The 11,030-nt window shown below is 66.2% G+C and carries 6 protein-coding genes; 1 reads left to right on the top strand and 5 read right to left on the bottom strand.

Features of this window, described 5'->3' with window-relative positions; genetic code table 11:
- Both B1A78_RS01775 and B1A78_RS01770 read right to left on the bottom strand, forming a co-directional pair.
- Positions 1-742: acyl-CoA dehydrogenase family protein (locus B1A78_RS01775; protein ID WP_077145332.1), on the bottom strand; the 742-nt coding region annotated here is incomplete at its 3' end.
- Between the two features lie 12 nt (positions 743-754).
- Positions 755-1,936 carry an acyl-CoA dehydrogenase family protein gene (locus B1A78_RS01770; protein ID WP_077145331.1) on the bottom strand — a complete coding sequence of 394 codons (1,182 nt, stop codon included), beginning with the start codon at positions 1,934-1,936 and terminating at the stop codon, positions 755-757.
- A gap of 183 nt (positions 1,937-2,119) precedes the next feature.
- Here B1A78_RS01770 and B1A78_RS01765 point away from each other — a divergent pair, with 183 nt between their 5' ends.
- Positions 2,120-3,772 (top strand): long-chain fatty acid--CoA ligase, encoded by a 1,653-nt coding sequence (locus tag B1A78_RS01765; protein WP_077145330.1) that lies wholly within the window; start codon positions 2,120-2,122, stop codon positions 3,770-3,772.
- Here B1A78_RS01765 and B1A78_RS01760 read toward each other — a convergent pair.
- The 3 genes from B1A78_RS01760 to B1A78_RS01750 all read right to left on the bottom strand — a co-directional run bounded on the left by B1A78_RS01760 (position 3,765) and on the right by B1A78_RS01750 (position 10,993).
- Positions 3,765-4,232 carry a DUF3237 domain-containing protein gene (locus B1A78_RS01760; protein ID WP_218667922.1) on the bottom strand — a complete coding sequence of 156 codons (468 nt, stop codon included), beginning with the start codon at positions 4,230-4,232 and terminating at the stop codon, positions 3,765-3,767. The two genes, B1A78_RS01765 and B1A78_RS01760, sit on opposite strands and share 8 nt — an antisense overlap.
- Positions 4,232-4,774: a nuclear transport factor 2 family protein gene (locus tag B1A78_RS01755; protein ID WP_077145329.1), complete on the bottom strand. Its 543-nt coding sequence runs from the start codon at positions 4,772-4,774 to the stop codon at positions 4,232-4,234. The genes B1A78_RS01760 and B1A78_RS01755 overlap by 1 nt, the downstream gene beginning before the upstream one ends.
- Before the next feature lie 249 nt (positions 4,775-5,023).
- Positions 5,024-10,993, bottom strand: a complete 5,970-nt coding sequence (locus B1A78_RS01750; protein WP_077145328.1) for an autotransporter domain-containing protein — start codon at positions 10,991-10,993, stop codon at positions 5,024-5,026.
- Positions 10,994-11,030: the final 37 nt, after the last annotated feature.

The following is an 11,030-nucleotide window of genomic DNA, read 5'->3' as shown; positions in this document are numbered from 1 at the left end:
CTTCCATCGATCCGACCGCCTCGGCCAGATGCGCGACGATCGCGCGGTCGAGCGCCGCCTCGATGCGGTCCGCCGCCTCGCCGACCGCGCCGACCGGGATGCCCAGGGCGCCCTCGAGGGTGAGGCTGCAATGGCGATGGCTGTCGACCGAGCGGAAACGCTGGACGCTCAGCCCCTCGGCGCTCGCGGGGACCAGGAACAGGCTGACGCCGTCACGCTCGCCCGAAGTGCCCGCCGTGCGCGCCGACACCAGATACCAGTCGGCATCGGCACCATCCTCGACATGCGCCTTCGCGCCGGTCAGCCGAAAGCCGTCGCCATCGACCGCTGCGAGGGTCGAAATCGCCGTAATATCAAAGCCTTCTTCCTCGATCAGCGCCGCCGCGATACGCACCTGCCCCGCCCCGATCTGCTCGAGCAGCGCCGCGCAATGGTCGCCCCCGCCCGCGATCAGCGCCGCCGGCAGCACGCAATGGCTGACATAGGCATCGGTCATCAGGTGCCGGCCGACAGCTTCCATGATCGCCATCACCTCGACCGGACCACCGCCAAGCCCGCCCTCTTCCTCGGCAATCGGCAGCATCAGCCACCCCAGTTCGGCCATCTTGCCCCAACGCTGCGCGGCACCTTCGCCAACTTCCGCGAGCCGCTTCAATCGCTCCGCGGCATTCCATTCCTCGACGCCGAACCGCTCGGCGCTGTCGCGCAGCATCTGCTGCTCGTCGTTAAAGGCGAACTGCATCGCTAATCTCCCTCAAAGCCCGAGCGCGCGGCGCGCGATGATGTTGCGCTGAATCTCGCTCGACCCGCCGTAGATCGTGGTAACGCGCGCATAGAGCGCACCCTTCAGCGCGAAGGGCATATCCTCGGGCAGCACACTGTCGTCGCCCAGCGCCGCGAAATGCTGCGCCTTCGGCCCCAGCGCTTCGACCCACAAAGCCGTCGCCTGCTGCGTCAGTTCGGACCAGCGCAGCTTGACCATCGATCCGCGCGGGCCGGAGTCCGCGCCCGCCGCCGCATCGGCCATCAGCCGCAGCACCATCGCCTGCACCGCCATCGCCTCGATCTCGACCTGTGCGAGCTTCGCCCTGAACTCGGGCTTGTCGATCAACAAGCCATGTGCGGTCTTGCGACGCGTCGCCGCCTCGCGCACCGCGCGCAGCGTCTGCGGCAGGAACATCGCTGTCGCCGCCGCGACCATGCGCTCACGGTCGAGCAGCACCTTGCCGTAATTCCAGCCCATGCCCTCCTCGCCGACGACATTGGTCGCGGGAATGCGGACATCGTCGAGGAACACCTCGTTCGTGTGATGCTTTTCGTCGAGCGTGTGGATCGGGCTGATGCGGATGCCCGGCGTGTCCATATCGACCAGCATCAGCGAAATGCCCTGCTGCCGCCGTCCCTCGGTCGAGGTGCGCGCGAGGATGAACATGCGGTCGGCGACATGCGCATAGCTGGTCCACATCTTGTGGCCGTTGACGACATATTCGTCGCCGTCGCGCTCGGCGCGGGTACGCAGCGCTGCAAGGTCGGACCCCGCGCCCGGCTCCGAATAGCCCTGGCACCACCAATCCTCGCCGCTGATGATCCGCGGCAGATAGAAATCCTTCTGCGCCTGGCTGCCATAGGTGAAGATGATCGGCCCGATCAGTTCGAGACCTTGGTGAAATTGCGCCGGCGCATCGGCGGCCGATGCTTCGGACCAGAAGATGTGAAGCTGCTGCGGCGTCCAGCCGGTCCCGCCATATTCTTTCGGCCAGGTCGGCGCCCCCCAGCCGCGTTCGGCGAGACGACGCTGATAGGCGACGAGGTTTTCGGGCGACAGGCGCAGCCCGGCGCGGACGGTCTTTTTCCAGTCTTCGGGAATCGAGTTCGCGAAAAACTCGCGCACTTCCTGCTGAAACGCCCGGTCTTCGGGTGCCAGGTCCAGATTCATCGTCGCATCTCCCAGTCGGTTGCACCGGGCTTAGCCGCGCGAGATCGATACTGGCTCGCGGGCAGCAGACAGGCAGCGCAATTTCGCAAATGTGATTGTCGGCGCGCACGCCTACCCATGCTTCGCGCCGGCGCGCCGCTGGGCAATCGTCGAGCCCAATCAAGTCATTAAAGGAGAGGTTTCATGCACGGCCTGATGCAGGCGCAGCAATTGACGACCGCGATGCTGATCCGGCACGCGGCCACCAATCACCCGCGACGCGAAATCGTGTCGCGCCGCGCCGACGGCTCGCTCGAACGCTCGGACTGGCAGACGGTCGAGCGCCACGCGCGCCATATCGCCGCCGGCCTCGCCGACCTCGGCCTGAAACCCGGCGACCGCGTCGCGACGCTGGCTTGGAACCGCCTGCCCCACCTCGAACTTTATTATGGCGTCAGCGGCGCGGGCATGGTGCTCCACACCGTCAACCCGCGCCTTTTCCCCGAACAGATCCGCTACATCATCGACCATGGCGGCGCGCGCGTGCTGTGCGTCGACCCCGACCTGCTGCCGGTCGTCGAACCTTTGCTCGCCGATCTGCCGACGATCGAGCGCGTCATCGTCCTCGCCGATCAGGCCGACATGCCGGAAACTGCCATCGCCGATCCGATCTCGTATCAAAGCCTGACCGACGGGCCGCGCGCGATCGCGCACTGGCCCGACATCGACGAGAATAGCGCCAGCGCGCTCTGTTACACCAGCGGCACCACCGGCAATCCGAAGGGCGTGCTCTACAGTCACCGCTCGACCATACTCCACGCGATGAGCGCACTTGCCAACGACAGCATGTCGCTCGGCGCCGCAGACTCGATCCTCGTCGTCACCCCGCTCTTCCACGTCAATGCTTGGGGCATCCCTTATTCGGCGGCGATGGCGGGGGCGAAGCTCGTCCTGCCCGGGTCGGCGCTCGACCCCGTGTCGCTTTACGAGTTGATACGCGATGAGGACGTGACCTTCTCGCTCGGCGTGCCGACGATCTGGTTCGCTTTCCTCGATCATCTCGAACGCGAACGCGCGCCCGAGGATCGTAAGGCGCTGAAGCTCGACCGCATCTTCACCGGCGGCGCAGCGACCCCGCGCTCGCTGATCGAACGCTTCCGCACCCTGCTGCGAGTCGAGACGATGCAGGCCTGGGGCATGACCGAGACCAGCCCCGTCGCCACGGTCTGCCGCCCGCTCGCGCATCATGCCAACCTTGGCGAAGAGGCGCAGATCGACCTGCGCGCGCTGCAAGGCCGCTCGGTCTTCGGCATCGAACTGCGTATCGAGGATGAGGACGGCAAGGAATTGCCGCGCGACGGCGAGGCCGCAGGCCTGCTCAAGGTGCGCGGGCCGTGGGTGCTCAATGCCTATCACGGCCAGCCGGCGGGCAGCGCGCTCGACGCTGGCGGCTGGTTCGACACCGGCGACGTCGCCAAGATCGACCCCGACGGCTTCCTGCAAATTACCGACCGCGCGAAGGACGTCATCAAATCGGGCGGCGAATGGATTTCATCGATCGATCTCGAGAATGCCGCCGTCGCACACCCCAAGGTCGCCGAGGCAGCCGTGATCGGCGTCGCGCACCCCAAATGGCAGGAACGCCCGCTGCTGCTCGTCCAGCTTCACGCCGGCGAGGCCTGCTCCAAGGACGAGATCATGGCGCACCTCGCCGACAAGGTCGCGCGCTGGTGGCTTCCCGACGATGTGGTCTTTGTCGAGGAGTTACCGCACACCGCGACGGGCAAACTGCTCAAGACCGAGCTGCGCAAACGCCACGGCGATCATTTCGCTGCGGCGGCGGGCGCGGTCAGCTGATCGCGAAGACGTGATACATCGGGCCGTCGTCGGTGCGCATGCCGTTGGCGACGGCTACGGTCCGGTTCAGCCAGTCATAATCGGGGTGGCCGGTGACGAAGCGCGGCGTGGTGCGCAGATAGAGATCTTCGTAAGGCCCCGGCTCGCGCCGCGCGAAGCGTTCGGCCGCCTCGGGCGAGGTCGGCGTCATCAGCCCGGTATAATGCATCGCGATGCGCGCGCCGTCGTCGGTTTCAAGCGAAGTGCGGACGTCGATGATCATCGTGCCGTCGCCGCGCCAGGTCACCCAGTCGGCGCCATCGGGCAGCACGCGCCCGCGCAGGCGCGGACCCTCGAACGTCCCGCCATGCACCGGAAATATGCCCATCCGGCTCTCGCCGCCGATCGGCTGCGCCTGATCATAAGCGACGTTCAGCCGCATCACGAACAGCGGCTCCCATGCCAGTGTCTCGATCCCCATCATGCCTCTCCTTTCACACCCGTGCCGAACAGCTTGTAGACCGGATCATGCGGCCAAGGCGTGCCCACCGTTTTGCGATGCGCGAAACGCTCTGCCTCGCTCTTGTCGGGCGCCGGGCGCTCGTCGACCCAGTCGAAGACGACGACCCGGTCGGCCACCCGCCATTCCTGCCCGCGCTTTTCGAACCGGTCGACATAGCGGCCGACCATCGTGAGTTCGACCAACCCGCCTTCGCCCCCGGGTTGCCGCTGTAGCGCGGTAAAATAGCTTTCGACGGCAGCTTCGTCGCCGCGCAATTCGATCAGGATATTGTGGAGCTGGTGAATGCCGCGCTCGATCAGCGGCAGCGTCTGCATCGCCCAGTCGACGAAGCCATCGGTCGTCCCGTTATAGGCGCCATGATCATCGGTGCCGCCCGGCCAGCAGGCCGATCGCAGCATCGCTTCGTCGGCGCGGTCGATTCCCCGGCAATAGCGGAACAGGCAATCGCGGATCATCTCGCGATCCCAAAGCGCAGCAATGTCTTGTATACCGTCGTTCATCCATTCCGCTCCCATTTTACAGCGAGACGCTGCGTTGTGGGTCGGTGCAGATAAAGAGGCGCAACTCCGCTGCGGCGATTATTCCATTCTGGATTGTGCCTCAAATCGGATGGCCGGTTGCGGGCAGCCGGGCCTCTGCACGTTATCCGACCAAGACCGCCATGCAGGCGCCAGCAATGACGAGGCCGGCGCGACCCGGGTCGCGCCGGCCTCTTTACCACCGGAACCGAAACAGATCGGGTCGCTAGATCAGAAGGCGATTCTGGCAGTAATGCGGGCACCGTGGGTGTTGCGGTCCGAGGCGAGCGTGCCGCTATACGCCGCGCCGATCCGGAACTGGCCGGCATCATATTCGAAGCCCGCCTCGACCTCGGCCGAATTTTTGGGAATTTCCGCGCCGATGATGCCGAAGGCTGGACCGCCCGCCACGAAACCGGCGCCGAACACCGCCGCCCGGTCGTCGAAGGCGCGGTTCCACGCGAGCGAAGCATAGGGCTGGAAGCCGCCTTCGCCGGCGTTGAGCTGGAAGCGCGCGCCAAGGCTGAGGAAGGTCGTCTTGAGCCCGGTCTCGCCGACCAGTAGCGCACCGCTGCCACCCGTTTCGGTCACGCCGTCGGTATCGGTGTCGACATGAGCAAGCCGAAGGAAGGGCGAAATCGCCGCCTTGCCCGCCTTGATGTCATAACCGAGCTCACCGAAGACCTGCAGCGTGTCGCCGTCGCGCTTGGACACCAGAGTCTGCGCGATCGGCGCCAGGGTGACCGTGCGGCTGGTGTCGATATCGTGCCAGGCATAGCTGACGCCGAAGGCGGCGCGGATGCCTTCGCCCGTGCCATAGGTGGCGTGGGCAGCCAGATATTTGCTCTCGACGTCGCTGCTGTCGCCGCGGCCGTCGAAGCGGAAGTCCGACGAGCCGAGACCCGCGGACAGCGCCGCCGCGAAACCCTTGCCGCCATAACCGACGCCGGTGACGAAGCCCTTGTGGTTGGCGTCCATGCCAAACTGCGCGGCATTGCCGTCGAAGTCGCCCCAGCCGCCGAAGGCCGAGCCCCACACGAACATGCCGCCCTCTTCGGGACCCTTGAGGTCAAGCAGTGCGTTGCGCAGGTGGCGGCTGTCGTCGGTGAGCCCCGAAACCGTGCTCGCGTGGATTTCGCCCGACAGGTCCCCGAACGCCGCCGAGGCGGTTGCGGCATTCTGTACCAGCACCGCTTCGAACAGCGGGTTGTCGATGCCCAGCGCCTGCACCGCATTGGCGACGCCGATCTGGTTGAAGTTCACCGCGACGTCGGCAAAGTCGATATCGTTGCGATAGAGCGACAGCGTCACCGCATTGCTGCCATAGCGCAGGAACGGATCGAGGAAGGCGAGGTCGGTGGTCACTGATCCGAAGCGCCCGCTGACCCCGGCGGCACCGGTCAGGATGACATAGTCGGTGCGCGGGTTGTAATTGCCGTTTGCCGCGAGCACCGCAACCCGTGCCGTGTTGGCGATGGTCACCGACCCCGTGGCGTCGACCCGGTCGCCCTGCCCTGCGGCATTGACCTCGACCTGATAGATCGAGCCCGCCGCCAGCGCGAGATCGCCATTGACGGTCAGGCGGCCGATCGAATTGCCCGGGGCCAGCGTGCCGTTGTTGGTGACCGTGGTGTCCCCGACGCTGCCATTGCCCCCCAGCTTGCCGCCGCTGTTCACGGTGACATCCGACGCGATGCTGCCGTTGACCGCCAGCGTGCCGCCGTTGACCGACGTCGGGCCAGTATAGCTGTTCGTCCCGGTCAGGTTCAGCGTGCCGTCGCCGGTCTTGACGAGGCTGCCGGTCCCGGTGATGTCGCCCGCAAAACTGGTGTTTTCATCCTGGTCGACCGTCAGTTCGCTGTCGTCGATCACGACGCTCGCCTCACCGCCGCCCGACAGGCCGCCGATGGTCTGGTCGGTACCACTGATGTCCAGCTGGCCGGCGCCAAGATTGAAGTTGGTTTCGGGATTGATCACACCCGCGATCCGCACCGATCCGCCAAGGATGTTGGTGAGGCCGGTGAAGCTATAGTCGCCGAGGAAGGACAGGACCGAATTGCCGTCCTTCACCAGCGTCCCGTTGCCCGAGAAGGCGCCGAGGAAGTCGTAATCGTCCGAGCGGTTGAAAATGAAGCTGCCGTTGTTGACGATATTGCCCGAGAAATTGCCCTCGGTCCCGCCGACGCCAAGCTGGAAGAAGCCATCGCCTTCGGTGGTCACGTCGCCGAGCAGCGTACCGCTGAGCACCAGCCCGCCGTTCGAGACGATCGTCCCGCCGGTGTAGGTCAGCGTGTCGGTGTCGACGGTGAAGACCGCGCCCCCGATCAGCTGCAACGCGCCGCTACCCGATATCGTCAGTTCGTCGAGGTCGGAAAGCTGATCGTCGCTGTCGAAGTTCAGCACGAGCAGGCCGTCGTTCACGACCGAGGCGGTCGCGATCGGCGAGCTCAGCCCTTCTTCGCCGAGGTCGATCTCGTTGACCTGGAGCGCCGCCCCCTCGTTGATCGCGACGCCGCCGAACTCACCGACGAAGCCCGATGTCGACCAATAGCCGCGCGCGACGTTGAGCGCCTCGAAGCCCTGCGATTCGGTCAATAGCTGCGCGTCGGTGAGTTCGAGGATATCGCCGTCGAGGGTCAGCGTGTCGAAACCGTCGCCCGCATCGACGGCGCCGTCAATGCTGCTGCCCGTGCGCAGGATGACATTGTCGTCGAAACTGCCGAGCTGCACCGCCACGCCGCCTTCGCCGACGATGGTGCCGGCGTTGTCGAGCGTCACCGCGCCGCTGTCGTCGCCCCATACGCCGCGGTCGCCGCCGGTGATGGTCCCGGTGTTGATCAACGTCGCCTGCCCGAAATTGCCGAGCACGACGCCGTCGGTGCCGCCGCTGATCGTGCCGCTGTTGGTGATGGTCGCATTGTCGAAGAAGCCTGCGGTCGCGGCGCCGAGGGTGCCGCCGGTGATCGTGCCGGTGTTGACGATCGTGCCAACCCGTTCGGCCTCGACATTGCTGCCCTGCGCCTCGATCACCGCGCCTTCGGCAGCGCCGGTGATCGTGCCCGCATTGGTCAGTGTGGCATTGTTGCCCACCGAGATGACCGCGCCATAACCATTGACCCCGGTGATCGTGCCACTGTTGTTGAGCGAGCCGTTGACGACATCCTGACCGGGAATGGCAAGCCCCTGCTGGATCAGCACGGCGCCAGGGCCATTGCCGGTGATCGTGCCGGCATTGTCGACCGTGCCGCCTTCAGACAGGATGATGCCGAAGCGCGAGCCGCTGATCTCGCCGCCCTCGGCATTGGTCACGACCGCTGAATAGGTTTCGAGCGCCTGGCCGTTGCCGCGGAACATCGACACGCCGTCGGTGAAAGCGCCCGCCTCGCCGATGATCGTGCCGCTGTTGGCCACCGTGCCGCCGCCGATCAGGCGCACGCCGTCGTTGGTCTCGCCGATGATCGTGCCGCTGTTGACGATCTGCGTGCCCTGCGCGAGCAGGACGAGGTCGCCGATCTCCTCGTCGAACAGATAGGCGGTGGTGATGCCCGCGCCGGCGCCCGAAATGGTGCCGCTATTGGTCACAGCCGAATTGGCGGTGCCGATGGTGATGCCCGCGTCGGGCGCGGCGGCGAAGCCGTCATAGGTGCCGTTGCCGCGGATCGTGCCGGCATTGTCGACGGTCAGCGTGCCGCTCGACCCGCCGTAGATGCCCGAGGTGCCGCCTTCGATCAGGCCACCTTCTTCGTTGGTGATCACCAGATCGCCGCGCGAGCCCTGCTGCACGCCTTCGGCGAAGGCACTGCTGATCGTGCCGCTATTGGTCAGCGTCGAGGCCTCGAGATTGCTGCCGAAGCCGAGCCCCTGCCCGCCCTGGCCGGTGCCGCCGAAGTCGCCGGTGCCGCTGATCGTGCCGGTGTTGACGACGATGCCGAACTGGCCGTCGCGCTCGACGCCATCGATCGCATTGCCCTGGATGAAGGCCCCCTGCCGTTCGCCGGTGATGGTGCCGTCGTTGAGGATCGTGCCGCCGCCCGAGATCGCCGCACCGGCACGGATGCCCGCGATGGTGCCGCCGTCGAGGTTGATCAGCGTCGCCGAATAGGTTTCGAGGTCCTGGTCGTTATGCGCAAAGATCGACACGCCGTCGGTGGTGCCGTTGTTGTTCTGCGCCAACCCTTGGATCGTGCCGCTGTTGGTTACCGAGCCGCCGCCCGCAAGGCGAACGCCGTCGTCGGTGTCGCCGGTGATCGTGCCGCTGTTGACGATCGTCGTGTCGACGATCGTGCCCGGGAATTCGCCCGTCGCCGGATCGCGGCCAGCATAGGTCACGATGCCGAACTGCGCGCCCGAAATGTCGCCGCTGTTGACGATGGTCGACGACGATCCGGTCAGCGCGATACCGCCGGCGGGCGCGCTGCTGTTCGGGCCGACGCCATTGCCGCGGATCGTGCCCGCATTGTCGAGCTCGAGCGCACCGATGTCGACCTGGATGCCCGACGAGCCGCCGGTAATCGACCCATCGGCGCTATTTTCGACGGTGATCGCCGTTTCGGCGGTCGTGGCGACATAGATGCCGTCGCTCGCCGCACCGCTGATCGTGCCGCTGTTGGCGATGCTCACCTCGTCGAACAGGCCGAAAACGACGACGCCCTCGCCGCCGAGACCCGCGCCGCCATTGCCGCCCGTTATCGTGCCACTGTTGGTGACCGAACCCGAAACCGGGGTGCCATCGAGCCCGTTCTGGAGCAGCACGCCCGCGCCGCCGCCGTTGATCGCGCCGGCATTGTCGACACTGCCCCCCGACGAATGCGCGACGCCGGCGCGCACGCCGGTGATCGTGCCGGTCTCGCTGTTGGTGACCGAAGCGGCGTAAGTGGCAAGATCCTGCGTCGCGAAGGCGAACGTCGACACGCCATCGGACTGGACGTTCTGGCGGCCGTCGATCGTGCCGCTGTTGACGACGCTGCCCCCGCCCTGCAGGCGGATCGCGTCGTTGTTCAGCCCGACGATCGTGCCGCTGTTGGTAATGCTGGTGTTGGCCGCTATTTCTTCAAGGCCCGCCGGCGTCGAACGCGCGTTGGTGGTGATCCCGAAGCTGGCACCCTGGATCATGCCGCTGTTGTCGATCGTCGCATCGGGGGTCAGGATGCTGAGCCCGAAGCCATTGTTGCTGAGGATCACTCCGTCATTGTCGAGGGTCAGCGTGCCGCTGCTGACCAGGATCGCCGGGCCGTTCGAGACGATCTGGCCGTCCTCGCCATTGTTGATGATGACATCGCCATCGAACAAGGTGCTGACGATGCCCGATTGCTGCGCGCTGATCAGCCCGTCGTTGTTGATCGTCACCGATCCGATCGCGCCGCCCGCGAGGACGCCGAAAAAGCCCGACACGGTGCCTTCGTTGTTCAGCGTCGCGCTGCGTTCTTCCTGGCCGGCGATGCCGCCCATCACCACGCCGAAGGGCGCGGTCGTCTGCTGCGGATTGGGGAAACCGATCGAGCGGATGATGCCCGCATTGTCGATCGTGCCGCCGCCCTGCAGCACCGCGCCGAACACGGTGCCCTCGATCAGGCCGGTCTCGCTGTTGCTGATCGACCCGGTCGGGGCCGCGCCCGCGGCGATGCGATCGGGGAAGTCGCTGACCGACACGCCGGTGCCGAGCGCGTTATTGCCGGCGTTGCCGGTGAAGCCCTGGATCGTGCCGCTGTTCTCGACGCTGCCGCCACCGGTGAGCGCGACGCCGCTCCCCGCCTCGCCGCGGATCAGGCCCGAATTGACGACGCTGGTGTCGGCGGCAAGCGGCGCGGGCGGCAGATCCTCACCCTCTTCGTCCTCGCCAAAGAAATAGCTGGTCGTGATGCCGTTCGAGCCGCCGATGATCGTGCCGCCGTTGGTGACGCTCGACCCCGGCTGCGCGATCACGATGCCGCCGCTCGGCCGCTGTCCGGGGGTTCCGAGATCGGTGCCTTCGCCGCGGATCGTGCCTTCGTTCCGGACCACCACCGCGCCATTGTCGGCGTAGACGCCGATGATATCGCCCTCGACTTCTTCATCCTCGGCGACGACGACTTCGAGCGTTTCGGGCTGGTCATTGTGGATGCCGAACGCTTCCTGGGCACCTGCCGGCGCCGCCGCCTGCAAGATCGACAGGCCCGCGATGGCGCTGGTCGCCATCAGGCGCGATTTGGAATATTTCGACATGCTCTGGTCACTCCCGAATGAAATCACATGGCAAGCG

This window comes from Sphingopyxis sp. KK2, assembly GCF_001990265.1.
GTDB lineage: Bacteria > Pseudomonadota > Alphaproteobacteria > Sphingomonadales > Sphingomonadaceae > Sphingopyxis.
This window is presented reverse-complemented; position numbering and strand designations above follow the sequence as displayed.

What these genes read in the sequence shown, in the direction of transcription:
- B1A78_RS01770 (WP_077145331.1), bottom strand. Translation starts at nt 1,936, where the DNA reads ATGAATCTGGACCTGGCACCCGAAGACCGGGCGTTTCAGCAGGAAGTG.
- B1A78_RS01765 (WP_077145330.1), top strand. Translation starts at nt 2,120, where the DNA reads ATGCACGGCCTGATGCAGGCGCAGCAATTGACGACCGCGATGCTGATC.
- B1A78_RS01760 (WP_218667922.1), bottom strand. Translation starts at nt 4,232, where the DNA reads ATGGGGATCGAGACACTGGCATGGGAGCCGCTGTTCGTGATGCGGCTG.
- B1A78_RS01755 (WP_077145329.1), bottom strand. Translation starts at nt 4,774, where the DNA reads ATGAACGACGGTATACAAGACATTGCTGCGCTTTGGGATCGCGAGATG.
- B1A78_RS01750 (WP_077145328.1), bottom strand. Translation starts at nt 10,993, where the DNA reads ATGTCGAAATATTCCAAATCGCGCCTGATGGCGACCAGCGCCATCGCG.